The following is a 17163-nucleotide window of genomic DNA, read 5'->3' as shown; positions in this document are numbered from 1 at the left end:
GGGTTCTGCTTGGCACAGAACCCGGCTTTTTATGCATGCACACTCACGCGATCAGAAGGTTTCCCAGTCATCTTCTTTGTCTTCCACAGGCCGCTTAGGCGCGGGTTTGGCACCTGACTTCAGGCCTGACGAGGGTGCCGACGACAACGCAGGACGCTTCAGTGCGGGTTCTGTTCTGGAGGCCCGCGGTGCGGCATGACCCGATGCCTTTGAGCCTGCCTGCGCAGACGATGCCGAGGCACTTTCTGACGAGTTCTTTGACGCAGTCGTCGGTGCTGCCACACGCGGTGCAGAAGCCGGTGCGGCTACCGCAGGGGCTTTACGCTTGGGCAAGGCCGCCCGTGCGGGAACATCGGGGCGCAGCGTGGCCACGCCGTCGATGGTCATGTGATCATCCACCTTGAAAACCGAAATTGCCCGAACCAGCTCTTGAACCTGGTCGTTCAAGCTGGCCGCCGCCGCCGCAGACTCTTCAACCAGAGCGGCATTTTGCTGGGTAACCTCGTCAAGCTGGCTGACGGCCACATTGACCTGCGACAAACCAGCGGCTTGTTCGTCAGTAGCACGATCAATTTCTTTGATCAGGTCGGTAACGCTGTTGACCTGCGTGACGATGTCAGCCATGGTGGTACCTGCATCGCTGACCAATTGACTACCGGCATCGACCCGCGACACGCTTTCACTGATCAGCACTTTGATTTCTTTTGCCGCATCGGCGCTGCGCTGGGCCAGGCTACGCACCTCGCCAGCGACAACCGCAAAACCACGGCCTTGCTCACCGGCTCGGGCGGCTTCAACCGCCGCATTCAGGGCCAGAATATTGGTCTGGAAGGCAATACCGTCGATCACCCCGATAATGTCGGAAATCTTGCGTGACGACTGGTTGATGTCGTTCATCATGTCAACGACCTGACCCACCACTTCGCCACCGCGACCGGCAACGCTGCTGGCCGACATGGCCATCTGGGTAACGCGCTTGGCACTGTCGGAGTTGGACTTGACGGTGCTGGACAACTGCTCCATGGAAGCCGCCGTTTCCTGCAGGCTGGCCGCCTGCTCTTCCGTACGCTGCGACAAATCGGTATTGCCCACCGCGATCTGGTGAGCACCGGTCGAAATGCTTTCTGTCGCGTTACGTACCGAACCGACCACCTCACGCAACGACGATTGCATTTGCTTCATGGCATAGATGATGCTGCCAGGCTTGGCACGAGAGGCGTCGATATTGGCGCTGAGATCACCAGCGGCAATCGCACCGGCGGCTTTCGCGGCATCGCCCGGCTCACCGCCCAGGGCGGCTGTCAGGCTGCGCGTCAGCAAGACACCGATGATGATGCCGACCAGCACACCGCCGACAGTCAGCAAAATAAGCAGTAAACGAGCTTGTTTGAAGACTGCGTCACTTTCCGCACTAATCATCGCTGCATTGGCCGTTTTACGGTCAAGCACCTCGGAAATGAGTTCGGTCGCGCGCGCCGTCAATGGCCGCAACTCTTCGTTCATGATCTCGGTGGCATTACGGTGTGCAATAAGGTCACCGGATTTCAACTCTTGACCCACCCGTTTCGCAGACGCCTCATAGGCTTTCAGCGCATCGTAAGTCTGGCTGACCATGGCACGGCCTTGCTCGGAATAGAACTTGGTTTTAGCCAGATCCAGCTCGGAAAAACTTCGGCAAGGTACCGGTCAACGTTGTACAGCTCACGATCACGCTCGGCATCATCAAACGCCATCATCGCGCCCCGCAGGGCATTACTGCTGTTCAGCATGTCGATGTTGACCTCGGCAACGTGGCGAATACCCATCGCTTCGGTTTGGTACATTTCCGTGGCCAGATCACTCATTTGGCTGGTTTTGAGAATACCCTGAACACCAATGACACCACCAATAAAGGCAACGACCAGAAAGCCCCCGATCAGCTTGCTGCCAACCTTAAGGTTATTGAACCACTTCATTAAACGCTCCAACTAAAGTTTGAAAGAGGTACACGTAACGACCCACGTCATCAGGGTGCAGCCGCAAAAGCCTGCCCGATTGCACGGCCCCTTCCGGGCCAGAAGGCTAGATAAGGCACCCATTATATTTCCATTGGGTAACAATATTTTCGAAAATGGTCGAAGAGGCTGTTTTTAGGGACAAACCCCGAAAACATCCAGATCACTGAAGATGAGCCCTATTGGTGCAAAAAATCCGGCTGTATCAACACCCGCTAAAATGCAGGGTTACCAAAAATCGCCCTTATCCCATGGCCACGTCCTACGAAATTCGCCCCGACCAGTCGGTTGAACTGCTCAAAGCCCTGCATATCCTGGTAATCCCCCATTTTTAACAGTAAGCAGCAGTAGAATTGTTTAAATATTTACTGGCTAATTTCTGTCGTGGGGTAATGCCGCCCAGTGCCATGTTTGGCCTTTCATTGTTGTAAGTCCAGAGCCAAGCGGTGGCACCGAGTTGAACTTCGTCCAGACTGCTAAACAGGTTTTGGGCCAGCCAATCATAACGCACCGTGCGGTTATAACGCTCGACGTAGGCGTTTTGCTGCGGATTGCCGGGTTGGGTATGGATTAGCGTAATACGTTGCCTGGCAGCCCATTGAAGCATGGTTTTGCCGATGTATTCAGGGCCGTTGTCGCAACGTATACAGGCGGGTTTACCGCGCCACTCAATGATCTGATCCAGGGCCCGTGTTACGCGCTCTGCCGGCAGGGAAAAATCCACCTCGATTCCAAGGCCCTCGCGGTTAAAGTCATCAACGACGTTCAGCAACCGAATCCCACGCCCATCGGTTAGTTGGTCGTGCATAAAATCAATGGACCAGACTTGATTGATATCCGTCGCTGTGCCCAGCGGATCTGGTCGCTCGCGCACCAGTCGCTTCTTGGGCTTAATGCGTAAATTCAGTTCCAGTTCACGATAGATGCGGTACACCCTTTTGTGGTTCCATGGGTAGCCTTTAATGTTGCGCAAATACAGGAAACATAAGCCAAAGCCCCAGTTGCGCTGGGCCGTTGTCAACCGTATCAGCCAGTCGGCAATGACCTCGTTTTCGTCGTTGTGTTTGGCCTGATAATGGTAGGCGCTCTCGCTGATGCCAAACGCCTGGCAGGCCAGGCGGATACTGGATTTAAAGTGCTTAACGGCGTTTTGCGCCATCTCCTTGCGTCGAGATGGCGCTACCACTTTTTCTCAGCGCCTCCTGCACCATTTCAGCCTTCAAACGCTCTTCGGCATACATCTTCTTGAGCTGCCGGTTTTCGGCCTCAAGCTCCTTCAGACGAGCCATCATCGAGGTGTCCATGCCGCCGTATTTGGCGCGCCACTTATAAAACGAAGCGCTGCTCATGCCATGCTCACGACACAATTGCGGCACGGGCGTACCCGCTTCAGCTTGCTTGAGGATCGCCATAATCTGGCTGTCGGTAAATCGCGATTGCTTCATTGTGTGAATTCCCTTGTAGTGGAAATTCTACCTTTGATCACTGCGGTTTAACGGGAGGATTACCTCCTGACCCGCGACGGCAAAATGAACCAGGACAGCCGACGCAAACTGAAGCAGGTGTATCACCTGTTCAACTTCATCAAACCGCTGCTTGATGATGTCAAACAGCACCACCCCGACATTCATCTGGTCGATCATGGTGCAGGCAAGTCTTACCTGGGCTTCATTCTGTACGATCTTTATTTCAAGCATCTGCACGACACTTCACATGTTTACAGCATTGAAACCCGCGAAGATCTGGTTCAGCGTGCCACCGAACTGGCACAACGTGCGGGTTTCGACCACATGTCGTTCCTGAATTTATCAGTGGCTGACTCCATAACGTCGCCGCTGTTGCCTGAACGCATTGATGTGGTTACCGCCCTGCACGCCTGCAACACCGCTACCGATGACGCCATCCGGTTTGCCCTGAACCGGAAGTCACGGCACATTGTGCTGGTACCCTGTTGTCAGGCTGAAGTGGCCAGCGTGCTTCGCAAGCACAAGGCCGAATCGCTGGGCGCCGGAGCACTGGCCGAACTGTGGCGCCACCCCTGCACACCCGTGAGTTCGGCAGTCAGGTCACCAATGTGCTGCGCTGTCTTCAACTGCAGGCCCACGGCTACCAGGTGACCGTGACCGAGCTGGTCGGCTGGGAACATTCCATGAAAAATGAACTGATCATCGCCAGTTATACCAATCAGCCGCGTCGCAAACCGGCCGAGCGCCTGAGTCAACTGATTGAAGAGTTGGGGCTGGATGATTTGCGCGAACGGTTCTTCATTGAATGAGTGTGTCACGTTACGTCTAAAATGCGGGCTCTCGCATGACCCATGCTGAATTTCGAATCATGCAACAAAAACTGACCACAGCCAAAACAACTATGCGCCTTGACAAATTCCTGGCTGAAAGCACCGACCTCTCGCGTTCGCAGGCCCGCAAAGTCTTATCGGCGGGTGAAATTACCGTAAACGGCGAGGTGGTCGAAAAAGGCACGTTCATTGTCAATGACGGCGATGTCGTGGCCTGGGACGGCGAGCCGCTTGAACTGGTCGGGCTGCGCTATATCATGCTGAACAAGCCGGCCGGTTATGAGTGCAGCCTGAAAAACAGCCAGCACCCTCGGTCATGAACCTGATCGACATTGAAAAACGCGACCGCCTGCATACCGTTGGGCGGCTGGATGTTGAAACCACCGGGCTGATACTGATTACGGATGATGGCCAATGGACACACCGCATCATTTCACCCAAACACCGCTGCGACAAGGTGTATTTGGCGACCCTGGCCGCGCCGCTGTGCGAAGAAGCAGAGGCCCGGTTTGCCGAAGGCATTGTGCTGGATGGCGAAGACCGCCCCACCCTGCCGGCCACCGTTGAGCGCGTATCACCCACCCTGGCCCGATTGACTATCCAGGAAGGCAAATACCATCAGGTGCGCCGCATGTTTGCCGCCCTGGGTAACCATGTTGAACAACTGCACCGCGAACGCATCGGGCCACTGACACTGGATAACGACCTGGCACCGGGTGAATCACGGTTTTTAACGACAGAAGAAGTAAACGCGCTGGCCCGGGCGGGGGATGAATGAACGGTAACGCCGGCGACGACGTGCAGGCTACGTCGCGGCAGACACATCCATTCGCATGACAATGTGCTCAATCCCCGCTTCCATATAGACACTTCCCACGGCCGTGAACCCCAGGTTCTCATAAAACCGTCGTGCATGGCACTGGGCCGAAAGCTCAACGGTTGACAACCCTTGCCGCCTTGCCTCGTTCAGCAAGGCACGCATAATGCGCGCGCCAATGCCGGCGTTACGCCATGGCGGCAACACCGCCACCCGGCCAATATGGCCATCAGGTAGCAAACGCCCGGTACCGACCGGCTTGCCGGCCGGATCAAGCGCCAGCGCGTGAGCCGATATCGCGTCAAATTCGTCCAGTTCCAGTTTGGGCGGCACCTGTTGCTCTTGCACAAACACCTGAAACCGTATGGGCTGGGCCTGCGCCCGGAAGGCCGCCCAAGAGCCAATGCGAACCACCCGTTCGTCAGGCCGCGCACGTGACAACATGAACAGCACCGTGCGGCGACGCTGCTGGATCTGGCGCGAATAGGGAGGAAAATTTTTCATGCATTCAGCCTCGTGAAACGAATTAGTCCAACCTGATTTATTCATTTTGGCCGAAAACGACCGCTCAACACGCCGCGTCATGCCGTCACCAGCGCACGTTTCATGACACTGCTCTGGCGATTTGAGCGGTCGGTATTCCCCAACCACGCCAATATCGTCAAAAATGCGTTCTGAAGGCTGCCTTTTTTCAGGCGCAAAAAACGCATGCAAGAAGGCTACCCCTTCTTGGCAATCATGCGCAACAACCATTTGATGTTGTAACCCGCCGCACACAACACGGCATGCAACTTGTCGCCGTCTTCACCCTTAAGGTGGCAGCGATCCATCCGGTGATCCGCTTTCAAATGACCGATGATCGGTTCAATGGCCTGACGGCGTTTCAGTTGCTTTCGTTCCAACGCCGTCAGCCTTTTGGGTTTGCCCCGATGCACAATGCGCATCTGCGGATTATCGGCATCCACGCCCCGGTAACCCAGGTCTACAAAGACCGTGTCGGGTGCCGGCGCACAGTCTTGCATCAGAATCGTGGCCTGTTCAAGCTGCTCATTGAGCGTATGCCCATCGTACGGATTACGATGAAACGCCCGTGCGCCTACGATCAAATTGCCCTTGAACGTGCTGGCAATCCCGACCTTTACACCGAACTCATAGGGCCGACGCGCTTTACCCTTGCTGATGCAGTCGACTTCCGGGGCGTGCCAGGCGTACAGCTTGGGCTGGCCTTTGACGCTCTTGCGCTGAGCGCTTTGGGCCGCGATACGATTTGCCTTGTTCAAGACCTGATCCAGGGCGGCGCGTACCGCCTGACCGAGCACATTGGCCTTGCGATCCATCTCACGCGACAAGCGACCCACAATGGTTCGTTGACGTTTAATGGCCCGGCGCATGCGTTTGAACTGGCGGGCATGGGCATAACGGCCCGCCTGGCGGCTCAGTTGTGCACCTTCTTTGGCAAAGGTTTGCTTGAGCGAAATGCCCACCGCTTTGGCGGCATCCACCAGTTTGATCCGCGCGGTCTCTAACAGGCGGCTGTCCGTGGGATGTGCAATTGCCTTCTCCTGCACGGTGCTGTCCACAATCACGCGGCTCAACTCCTGGGGCTTGATCAGCTTGAGTTCGACGGCCACGTTGATGGTCTGTGCCAGCAACTCTTCAACCCCTTCTTCGCCCAACAGCTTGCGAAACTTGACCAGCGTGGTGGCGTCGCAGGGACGGTGGTGTTCGAAATACGCCTGACCCGCAAAGAACTGCCATGTTGGGGTTTCACCCCAACGCTCAACCACGCCCTCATCCGATTCGTTGAACGCATGCTTCAGATACAGCAGCGAAATCATGATCCGAAGCGGCACACGTGGGCGACCCGCGTTGCTGCGCGAAGACTGACGCTGCGGCTTCTCGCCAAACAAATCCAGGTCCGGCATCGCGACCCCCGTGTGGGCTTTACGAACAAACAGATGGGCCACCCGTGCCTCAAGTTCTTGCCATGGCATGCGCGAGGACAACACCGCCAACGGATGACGAAGGTCAATCATCTGATCAATGCGAGAACGGAAAAAATCATCGGTGGCAGGGCAGGCAAACATCGAAATAAAACTCCCAGAAAATAGCCTCTATTGGACAACAAACCGGGAGTTCCGGGTATCGGAAATTGCCCCAATCTTCAATGTTTATGCGGGTTACGGGGATTGTTCAGGGCCGACGAATTAACAATAGTCGTGCCAACGATACAGGCCTGACCGGGAGACTGACAATGACACAGGCCCTGTACGTTTGGCACACAGGTCTGGTAAGGTTCCTGATGCAATTAAACATGCTGACAGCGCCATGTTCTAACCGCCAACCGCCCTGTCCGCCCACGGAGCCCTCATGCCAGAACTATTAACCCGTCATACCGCGTTTTACGCCGTCATTGCCGGCACTGTTGTCTTTGCCGCCCTTGGCCTTGGCCACCACAGCGCCTGGCTTGTGGCCGCCGTTGTTTGCCTGGGCCTGACGGTGCTGGGCGTTTACGACCTGACCCAAACCCGCCATGCCATCCGGCGCAACTATCCGGTCATTGGCAACCTGCGCTATTTCTTTGAATCGATTCGCCCGGAAATACGCCAGTACTTCATTGAAGACGACAAGAACGAATTGCCGTTTTCACGCGCCAAGCGGTCATTGGTGTACCAGCGCGCCAAAAACGTCATCGACAAACGCCCCTTCGGCACCCAGTATGACGTATACGGCAACAACTATGAATGGATCAACCATTCGATGAGCCCGATCACGCTGAAAGAGCACAATTTTCGCATCACGGTCGGCGGGCCCGGCTGCCGCCAGCCCTACAGCCTTTCGGTGTTCAACATTTCAGCCATGAGTTTTGGCGCCTTGTCGGCCAACGCCATCAGCGCACTGAACAAAGGTGCTCACCTGGGTGGCTTCGCGCACGATACCGGCGAAGGCGGTATCAGCCTGTACCATCTTGAACACGGTGGCGACCTGATCTGGAACATCGGTTCAGGGTACTTTGGTTGCCGCAACGCCGACGGCACCTTTTCGCCCGACGAATTCGCCAAACGCGCCGCGCACGATAACGTCAAAATGATCGAAATCAAGTTGTCGCAAGGGGCCAAGCCCGGCCACGGCGGCATTCTGCCCGGCAGCAAGGTCACCCCTGAAATCGCCCGCGCCCGCGGCGTGCCGGTCGGTCAAGACTGTGACTCACCCAACCGGCACAGCGCCTTCAGTACACCCATTGAACTGCTGCAATTTGTGGCTAAATTGCGCGAACTGTCGGGCGGCAAACCGGTGGGGTTCAAACTGTGTATCGGTCACCCTGGGAATGGTTCGGCATCGCCAAAGCCATGCTGGAAACCGGCATCACCCCTGACTTCATTGTGGTGGACGGCGCCGAAGGCGGTACAGGGCGGCCCCGATTGAATTCATTGACCACGTGGGCACGCCGCTGCGCGAAGGCTTGCGTCTGGTCCACAACACCCTGGTGGGTATCGGGCTGCGCGACAAGATCAAGCTTGGGGCATCCGGGCGCATCATCAGTGCCTTCGATATGACCCGCATCATGGCGCTGGGTGCCGACTGGTGCAACAGCGCGCGCGGCTTCATGTTTGCGGTGGGCTGTATTCAGGCCCAGGCCTGTCACACGGGTGCGTGCCCGACCGGGGTCGCCACGCAAGACCCGAAACGCCAGAAAGCGCTGGTGGTCAGCGACAAATCGGTACGCGTTGCCAATTTCCACGAAAATACTCTGCGCGCCCTGGCTGAACTACTGGGCGCCGCCGGGTTGCAACACCCTGACCAATTGCGCCCCCATCACATTGCACGGCGCATTTCCTCTGACGAGGTGCGGGTGCTGTCGGCCCTGTTCCCCGACCTGGAGCCGGGTGAAATCCTGCAAGGCAAGTTCCGTCAAACCATTTTCCGGGTAGCCTGGCCCATGGCACGGGCCGATTCATTCGAGCCCTCCTATAGCCTGAGTGCGGCGCTGTCTGGGCATGCGGTTGTTAGCGAGGCACCAGAGGCGACGCAGGCCGGTTGACACCTGCTGGCATGCTGCGGATGCTTGAACAGATGGTTCTGGCGATGTTGCGAATACGTATAAACCCTTATTCCATAAGACCCGCTACCGCAGTAAAGTGAACTCACTGCCCTCAGGGGCAGCCAGGCCGCCTCTAAAAGCGGCCTCACAATTCACCTGCTCAGGTCAGGTGACGCTACCGGAATGGTAGCCAGGCCCCGCCAAAAGGCGGGGCCTTTATTTTGGCTTATGCCGCCAGCACCAGCAGCGGGTCGCCCGCATTCACTGGTCGGCCCGATACGCACACAATACGTTCAACCCGCCCGGCCTGGGGCGCGGTAATGTGAACCTCCATTTTCATCGCCTCCACAATCAACAGGGTGTCGCCCTGTGCTACCGCCTGCCCCGGCTCAACCAGCACCTTCCAGATGTTGCCCGACAAATCGGCCTCTACGAGCTGCTGGCCACGTGCCAGGGCGATTTCAGGCACATCGGCCACGGGGGCGGGCTGGTCCACCACGTCATCGACCTGCCACCGCGCCACTTCCTGTTCAAACGCCTGTGCCTGACGGCTGCGAAACTGTGCAATGCTGTCAGCGTTATCCTGCAAAAACTGTTGATAGACAGCGTAATCAAACACTTCTTCCTCGATCCGTACCACGGCACGCCCTTCCCGAAAATCGTCACGAAACCGCGCAAGCTCGGCCTCGCTGACCGGATAAAACCGGACCTGATCAAAAAAGCGCAGCAACCAGGGCTGGCCCTGATGGAACACCGGGTTCTTCAGAAATTTGTTCCAGATCGGTACCGTGCGTCCCACCAGCTGGTAGCCGCCTGGCGAATCCATGCCATAAATGCACATGTAAACGCCACCAATACCCACCGTGCCCTCGGCGGTAAACGTACGGGCCGGGTTGTACTTCGACGTCAGCAAGCGATGGCGCGGGTCCAGCGGCACAGCACACGGCGCCCCCAGATACACATCACCCAGCCCCATGACCAGATAACGGGTGTCAAAGAAAATGCGACGCACCTCGTCACGCGTTTCCAGGCCATTGATGCGCTGGATGAAGTCCACATTGTTGGGTAACCATGGCGCGCTGGACTTGACCGTTTCCTGATAGCGCTGAACCGCCGCCAGCGTTGCGCTGTCTTCCCAGGCCACCGGCAAATGAACAACCCGCGTCGATACCTGCACCGTCGTCACATCGGGAAGCCGCGACTCCAGAGCCAGCAGTCGATCGACCAGATCGGCCTGGCGAATACGCAAGCTGTCGTAACGCACCTGCAGCGAGCGCACCCCGGTGACAATTCATGCACCCCGTCAATCGGGTCCGCTTTCAATGCGTCCATCAACACATGAATGCGCAGTCGCACAGCAATATCCAGTACGGTATCGCCATATTCCAGCAGCAAATAGCTGTCACCCGCCTGTCGATAGGTGATCAGCGGATGATGTGCCTGAGCAGGCTGGCGCGCCACCACGGGCGTTATCAAGGCGGCCGGTTGCGCCACCGGTACACTGGCGATACCCTCTGCAGGCGCGCGCAACGTGTCAATGGCCTCGTTCTGACGCAACTGCAAAATCACCGCTTGATCATAGGTCAGCGGGTGGAAACGGATCGTATCGCCGGGCTTGACCTGGCCGACCTTCCACAACTCGGCCTTGGCGATGGTTACCGGACACACAAACCCGCCCAGACTGGGGCCATCCCGGGTCAGAATAATGGGCGTATCGCCCGAAAAATTGATGCTGCCAATGGCGTATTCACAGTCATGCACATTGGACGGGTGCAACCCGGCCTCGCCACCATCGGTACGCGCCCACACCGGCTTGGGACCAACCAGCCGGATGCCCAACCGGTTCGAGTTGTAGTGCACCTGCCAGTCGGTGCTGAAAAACATCTCGATCGCCGACGGATCAAGAAAGTCGGGTGCGCCATGCGGACCATACAGCACACCGATATGCCAGCGGCTGCCATAGGTGGGCACCAGTTGCGGCTCCAGCACAACCGGGGGCCTACCGGGGCCGGTGTGGTGCACGCCGGCAATTCAGGGCGTGATATTGCCAGCATGTCGCCGGCCCGCAGCAACCGGCCTGCGTGCCCGCCAAACTGCCCCAGTGCAAACGTAGAACGACTGCCCAGGTATTGCGGCACATCAATACCATTGCGTACGGCCATATACGTGCGACACCCCGACAAGACCTTGCCGAACCTGAGCACCTGCCCGGCTTTCACGTCAAACGCACTCCACATCGGGCACTCGTCGCCATCCAGCGTGACCGGGGTACTGGCCCCGGTCAGCGCCACCACCGCATCGGTATGAAACTTCAACGTTGGCCCGTTCAGCGTGGTTTCAAGCCCGGCCGCACTGGCGTGGTTGCCCACCAGGCGGTTGGCAATGCGAAACGCAAAATCGTCCATCGGGCCCGACGGCGGCACCCCAATGTCCCAGTACCCTTCGCGCCCGGGGTAGTCTTGCACGCTGGTGGCGGTTCCCGCCTCGATAACCTCGAACACACTCGGCTGGTAAACAAAATCGTCCAGAAACCGGGTGCTGAACTGGCACTCACCGAACTGCGGCGTGGCAATAACCTGGCGCAGGTAATCCAGATTGGTGGCAATGCCATGCAGCCGGGTTTGTGCCAATGCCGCCTGCATGGCACCAATGGCTTGCGCGCGAGTAGGCCCGTGAACAATCAGTTTGGCCAGCATCGGGTCGTAAAACGACGTGACCTCGGTACCGGTCGCCACCCAGCCATCCACTCGTACCGCATCCGGAAAATACACATCGGTCAACGTGCCCGGCGAAGGCTGGAACTGTTTGAGGGGTCTTCGGCATACAGCCGCACTTCAATGGCAACCCCACGCGGGGCCTGGGTCAGAGCCGCCCAATCCAGTGGCTCGGCTGCCGCTACCCGCAGCATGCATTCGACCAGATCCAGCCCGGTAACCGCTTCGGTCACCGGATGTTCAACCTGCAACCGTGTGTTCACTTCCAGAAAATAAAATGCGTCGCGGGCCGGGTCATAGATGAATTCGACGGTACCGGCACTGCGGTAATTGACCGATTCACCCAGCATTACTGCGGCTTCATGCAAGGCCTGCCGCGTAGCCTGCGGCAGGCACGGCGCGGGGGTTTCTTCAACCAGCTTCTGGTTGCGCCGCTGAATTGAACAATCTCGCTCGCCCAACGCCACCACCCGACCTCGGCCATCACCAAAAATCTGTACTTCCACATGACGGGCGCGATCGACAAAACGTTCAAGAAATACCCCGCCGTCACTGAAAAACGTCTCGCCCAACCGCTGCACGCTGGCATAGGCACGCACCAGATCTTGCGGTGTATTGCAACGCGTCAGGCCAATACCGCCACCGCCGGCCGTGGTTTTAAGCATGACCGGGTAGGCAATGCTTTCGGCAGCATGCAAGGCTTCATCAAGGCTGGTCAGCAAGCCTGTTCCCGGCGTCATGGGAACACCGGCCGCGGCCGCCAGCTCGCGGGCACGGTGTTTCAGTCCAAACGCCGTAATTTGCGCTGCGGTTGGGCCGATAAAGACAATGCCCTGATCCTCGCAGGCCTGGCAAAACGCCGTACTCTCTGACAAAAAACCATAACCGGGGAACACCGCCTGAGCCCCGGTTTCGCGGCAGGCCGTGATGATCTTTTCGATATTCAGATAGGTATCGGCCGGACGGTCACCCCCAAAGCGATGGCTGTATCGGCCAACTCGACATGCTGTGAGTTCCGGTCGGCATCGGCGTACACCGCCACACTGCGAATGCACAGTTTTTTCAGGGTTCGAATGGCACGGACGGCAATTTCGCCCCGGTTTGCAATCAAAACGGTATGAAACATAAGCGGCTCCCAAGCTGAAATAGATTTGTTTTCTGTATGGGCCTTGACCCTGCTCTGGCACGACGGGCCTTTGTTCAGGCATCAGGCAGGTTTTTCCACCGGCACTACCGGCTTTTCAGGTAGTTGCGCCAGCCGCCGTGCGCGGTGATGTCCTGCGCCTGTTGCAGCGCATACGGCTCGCAAATGAACCCCTTGACCGTTCGCCCGTCGGAAAGCACCACATTGCCAATCCCCAGCGGTGCCGGCACTTCCGCCGTAAATTCGCCAAACGCACGCGGATGCAGGGCCCAAAGCTCCAGGGCAATGGCAGCACCTTCACCGGGGCAATACGCAAGCCCCGGTTTTAACGGCGACGACCCCGGCAAGGCATACAGGCGATATTCGGCGCTGGTCGTCGTTTCCTGCACAAAGCGTGCACCACGATGGGTCAATTGGTGGTTCAGCGGCATGCCCCGTAAATGGGCACCAACAACCGCAACCAGAATCTCGTCATGAATTTCCGGCGCTCCCGGCGACACAGGCTGGGCGGCTTGCCAGCGCACCCCGAACTCGGCCAGGGCCTTGTCATGCCAGGCCGGCGCAATCAAGGTGATCCCCGCCGGCAGGCCATCGCTGCGCAAACCAACCGGCAACGCCAGCGCACACAAATCAGCCAGGTTGGTAAAGTTGGTATACGTACCCAAGGCGGAGTTCAGGGTAACCGGGTCATTCAGCACCTGCTCAAGCGTATAAATTGACGGTGTCGTGGGTACCACCAGGGCATCCACCCCGGCCAGCACCTTATGTATCTGGCGTGTCAGCTCAGCCCGAAGGTACTCGGCCTTAAAGGCATCGGCGGCGCTCCAGCCTTCCGCCTGCTCGATAATGCCCCGCACTACCGGATGAACCGCATCGGCGTGGTTGTCCAGCATGTCGTGAATCGCCACATGGCGCTCGGCCACCCAAGGGCCGGCATACAACAACTGCGCCAGTTCGGCAAACGGGCTGAAATCAATCGCCACCAGCGAGGCACCCATTGATTCAAGTTGGGCAAGACAGGTGGCGTACTGTTCAGCCGCAACTGTATCCCCCTTGAAGTCCGGCTTTTGGGGCACGGCAAATACCGGGTGCGTGGGCAAACGACCGGGCGCCTCTTGCGGAAACGGTCGTGCATAGGGGTCATGTTCGTCATACCCGGCAAACACATCAACGGCCAACGCCGCATCGCCGACCGTCAGTGCAAACGCCGTAATGCAGTCCAGCGTGCGGCACGCCGGCACCAAGCCCCGGTTACTGACCCAGCCTTTGGTGGGCTTTAACCCGACAATGTTGTTGAATGCGGCCGGCACACGCCCGGAACCGGCCGTATCGGTACCCAGGGCAAACGGCACCAGCCCACGTGCCACCACGCTGGCCGACCCCGAGCTTGACCCCCGCTGATATACGCCGGGTTAAACGTATTGGGTACTGCCCCATAGGGCGAGCGCGTTCCCGCCAGACCGGTCGCAAACTGGTCAAGATTGGTCTTGCCGACCAGAATCGCACCCGCCGCTTTCAAGCGCTCGATCACAAACGCATCACGGGAAGCGTGATAGGCAAACGCCGGACACGCGGCGGTCGTCAGCCAACCCTGCGCATCGATATTGTCTTTGGCCGCAAATGGCACGCCGTACAGGGGCAAACGGGCCTTATCCCCCCAGCCGCTTCAAGGCGTTGCTGCAACTCCCGCAACTGCTGACGCACCTGTTCCAGCGTGGCCACACTGATCCACGCCGGATCAGTGTCAGACAAATTGATCAATAATTCAGAAAGAAGCACCTCGGGACGTTCACCCGCCACCCGATAAGCATGCTGCCACTGGGCAATGCGCCAACCTTTTGTTTTTAAAGCATCCGGGCTTGAAACTGACATGGCTGTCTACCTTTTTGTTTGACGTACAAAAAGACAGAAGCAAAATACATGCCACTAAATACCAGAGTGGCCAACCCGGCGCGAAAACAGCAGCCCTAGAAATGGTTTGAGGCAGAGCAGAAGCAGGCTGGTCACAAAATTCAGCCACCCGACACGCCAATAAGCCCCGGCCCACGCTGCTTGGCCCAATACATGGCGGCATCGGCCTTTTCAAGCAGCACATCAACAGGCTCGGCCGGTGACCGGAAAACGTGAATGCCAATACTGCCTGAACCCTGATGATTTTCAGTACGAGCACTGTCATTCGCACTGACCTGCAAACGATAGGGTGCCTTCAGCACAGCCATAATTTTTTCAGCCATCGCTTGTGCCTGTGCACCAGCGCGCATAACGTCATCATCCAAGCCCTGCAGCAGCACAACAAACTCATCGCCGCCCAAACGAGCCACCGTATCAGACTCACGGATACTTGCACTTAATCGACGGGCCGTTTCAACCAACAACATGTCACCCGCCTGGTGACCATAATGGTCATTCAGGATTTTCAGCTTGTCCAGATCAATAAACAGAAGCGCAAGGTGGTGGTCTGTACGTGCAGCCAACGCCAACGCCTGGCCAATACGATCGACCAGCAAACGCCGGTTGGGCAAACCCGTCAGCTCATCGTGATAGGCCAACTGGCGCGCCTCGTCTTCGCGCACCTTGCGCTCGTTGATATCACTGATGAAGGTCAATGTCGCCGGTTCGCCATCCCACTGGATACGAACCCCACTGATGCGGAACCAGCGCGGCCCGGCGTGGGCCGTCAACAACCGCAGGTCGTAGGCCTCCTGGTCGACTTCACCACCAAGACGAGCCCGGTAGCGCTCGACCGCCAACGGACGATCATCGGCATAGACATAATCCAAAAAGGCAGAACCCAGCAACTGGTCTTGCGCAATACCGAGCAACCGGGCCGTTTTGGCATTGACGAAACGCACATGCTGGTTACCCAGAACCGTTACCCCTTCGTCAGCCAACTCGATCAGCTGACGGTACTGGGCCTCGCTGGCATACAGTTCCTGCTGTGTGCGCTCTTGCACCATATGAATCATGCCCACAGTAATCAACAAAATGGACAATAGTGTGCCGTAAAAAATCAGGCTGTACGAAGAGGACTGATCGAACAGATTGACCGGTGGTGCACCGTTACCCCCAACAGGAAATGCACCCGAACCACCATCGCCGCCAGAGCCATCAAAAACCCGAACATCGCCACGTACTGGCCACGCCCGACGGTTTCACGCTGACGCGCCATCATGGGAACCAGAATCATCACCAGCTGCAGCGAGAACAGCACACCGCTGAGCAACACCCGGGCCTGAAAGTCATCCAGGTACCAACTGAACGAAACGGCTATCGCCACTACCGGTGCCCAGATCAACAGGCGCGGTGCCGGGCGACGCTGAAACTGATAAATCGCAAATGTCAGCAAGGCCGGGGTAATAGACAGCAAGGTATTGGCAACGACAATGGACAGGATATCGCTGATCTGCCCGCGCAGGCTTAACAGGGAATAGCCCAACGCGTGAGCCCCAAGACCCGCAGCCAGCAAGGACAATTCGCGGTGCCGGCGCAACGTTGTCATCATCAGAGCAATGCCAACGACAGCGCTCATGGTGATATTCAGCAACATCAGGGTGGGGACATGCATACTTTTTGAATTGCGCTAGAAATTATTAACGTATGCTAGCCGATTTGAAGAACAATAGGGACACCGGGACTTTGTTCCGGAAGCTTAACGTAGCAGTCGCAACCGCTGACTGCCTGAAATATTCTGAAGAATCACATTTCGCAGCGCCACCATGTCTGCTTCTGACGTACCGTACAAGGTTGGCGAACTTGAACAGCCTGTTAACTCGGGGGTTGCCCTGCCGTTTACATCAACCACATAAACAAGAATGTTGTCAGCCCTCATGGCCTTGCAAACGTCAACAGTGTAGCCAGCCACTGATGGCCACCCGGAAAAATCGGGCTTGATCTGGTCTGAAAAAGGGTCTGACATGGCCACTGAGCTGGCAGGCCGCTGCCAGTCATCGGCCTGCTGTTTTTTTGACGGGCAGATATGGTGCCTGAACATGTTGACGAATAGAACCCGAGGCAGGGGCAGCGCAATTCTTGCCATTTTTTGAACATTCTTCAACCTCGTAATCCATCACGAAACTGGCCCGATTATTAGTGCCCTCGTCCCACTGCTCCATATTGTTCGGATTTCCGGAAGGATCGGCCGCCAGGCTGTCCCACG

General features: G+C 57.4%; 9 protein-coding genes and 5 pseudogenes. 4 read left to right on the top strand and 10 right to left on the bottom strand.

Features of this window, described 5'->3' with window-relative positions; all coding sequences use genetic code 11:
- Window positions 1–51: 51 nt before the first annotated feature.
- The 3 genes from N7E01_RS14550 to N7E01_RS14540 all read right to left on the bottom strand — a co-directional run bounded on the left by N7E01_RS14550 (window position 52) and on the right by N7E01_RS14540 (window position 3439).
- The gene (locus tag N7E01_RS14550) at window positions 52–1614 is read right to left on the bottom strand and encodes a methyl-accepting chemotaxis protein (protein ID WP_289173391.1); all 1563 of its coding nucleotides are present in this window, start codon (window positions 1612–1614) and stop codon (window positions 52–54) included.
- Entirely contained in the window at window positions 1587–1955 is a 369-nt protein-coding gene (locus tag N7E01_RS14545; RefSeq protein ID WP_289173390.1) for an MCP four helix bundle domain-containing protein, read from the bottom strand. Before N7E01_RS14545 ends, N7E01_RS14550 begins: the two co-directional genes overlap by 28 nt.
- 370 nt (window positions 1956–2325) lie before the next feature.
- Window positions 2326–3439, bottom strand: a protein-coding gene (locus tag N7E01_RS14540) for an IS3 family transposase (protein WP_434089523.1) whose coding sequence is annotated in 2 segments (ribosomal slippage) — window positions 2326–3187 and window positions 3186–3439 — 1116 coding nt in all. Because the reading frame shifts where the segments join, the coding sequence is not laid out codon by codon here.
- Between the two features lie 51 nt (window positions 3440–3490).
- Between N7E01_RS14540 and N7E01_RS14535 the strand changes: the two are divergent.
- The 3 genes and pseudogenes from N7E01_RS14535 to N7E01_RS14525 form a co-directional block, all read left to right on the top strand.
- Window positions 3491–4269: pseudogene (locus N7E01_RS14535) on the top strand (class I SAM-dependent methyltransferase); the annotation flags it as partial.
- Window positions 4270–4328: 59 nt separating this feature from the next.
- On the top strand, window positions 4329–4610 hold the full coding sequence (locus N7E01_RS14530; RefSeq protein ID WP_289173388.1) for a S4 domain-containing protein: 282 nt from the start codon (window positions 4329–4331) through the stop codon (window positions 4608–4610).
- Complete coding sequence (locus N7E01_RS14525; protein ID WP_289173387.1) at window positions 4607–5068, top strand: 16S rRNA pseudouridine(516) synthase; 462 nt, start codon at window positions 4607–4609, stop codon at window positions 5066–5068. The genes N7E01_RS14530 and N7E01_RS14525 overlap by 4 nt, the downstream gene beginning before the upstream one ends.
- Before the next feature lie 27 nt (window positions 5069–5095).
- On the opposite strand, the gene N7E01_RS14520 is transcribed toward N7E01_RS14525, so the two are convergent.
- The gene (locus tag N7E01_RS14520; RefSeq protein WP_289173386.1) at window positions 5096–5611 is read right to left on the bottom strand and encodes a GNAT family N-acetyltransferase; all 516 of its coding nucleotides are present in this window, start codon (window positions 5609–5611) and stop codon (window positions 5096–5098) included.
- 218 nt (window positions 5612–5829) lie between these two features.
- Window positions 5830–7194, bottom strand: a pseudogene (locus N7E01_RS14515) (IS5 family transposase); the annotation flags it as partial.
- A 283-nt stretch (window positions 7195–7477) separates the two neighbouring features.
- Here N7E01_RS14515 and N7E01_RS14510 point away from each other — a divergent pair.
- Window positions 7478–9149: pseudogene (locus tag N7E01_RS14510) on the top strand (FMN-binding glutamate synthase family protein).
- Between the two features lie 226 nt (window positions 9150–9375).
- Here N7E01_RS14510 and uca read toward each other — a convergent pair.
- The 5 genes and pseudogenes from uca to N7E01_RS14465 form a co-directional block, all read right to left on the bottom strand.
- Window positions 9376–12989, bottom strand: a pseudogene (gene uca / locus N7E01_RS19540) (urea carboxylase).
- 104 nt (window positions 12990–13093) lie between these two features.
- Window positions 13094–14634: pseudogene (gene atzF, locus N7E01_RS14480) on the bottom strand (allophanate hydrolase).
- Window positions 14635–15019: 385 nt separating this feature from the next.
- On the bottom strand, window positions 15020–16000 hold the full coding sequence (locus N7E01_RS14475) for a sensor domain-containing diguanylate cyclase (RefSeq protein ID WP_289173383.1): 981 nt from the start codon (window positions 15998–16000) through the stop codon (window positions 15020–15022).
- 17 nt (window positions 16001–16017) lie between these two features.
- A complete protein-coding gene (locus N7E01_RS14470; protein ID WP_289173382.1) occupies window positions 16018–16572 on the bottom strand; it encodes a hypothetical protein in 555 nt (184 codons plus the stop codon).
- Window positions 16573–16656: 84 nt separating this feature from the next.
- Window positions 16657–16923: a hypothetical protein gene (locus N7E01_RS14465; RefSeq protein ID WP_289173381.1), complete on the bottom strand. Its 267-nt coding sequence runs from the start codon at window positions 16921–16923 to the stop codon at window positions 16657–16659.
- Window positions 16924–17163 lie beyond the last annotated feature (240 nt).

It is taken from the genome of Neopusillimonas aromaticivorans (genome assembly GCF_030344915.1).
In the GTDB taxonomy this organism is placed as follows: domain Bacteria; phylum Pseudomonadota; class Gammaproteobacteria; order Burkholderiales; family Burkholderiaceae_B; genus Neopusillimonas; species Neopusillimonas aromaticivorans.
The sequence above is the reverse complement of the archived record's forward strand: the minus strand, read 5'-3'. Positions and strand labels throughout refer to the sequence as shown.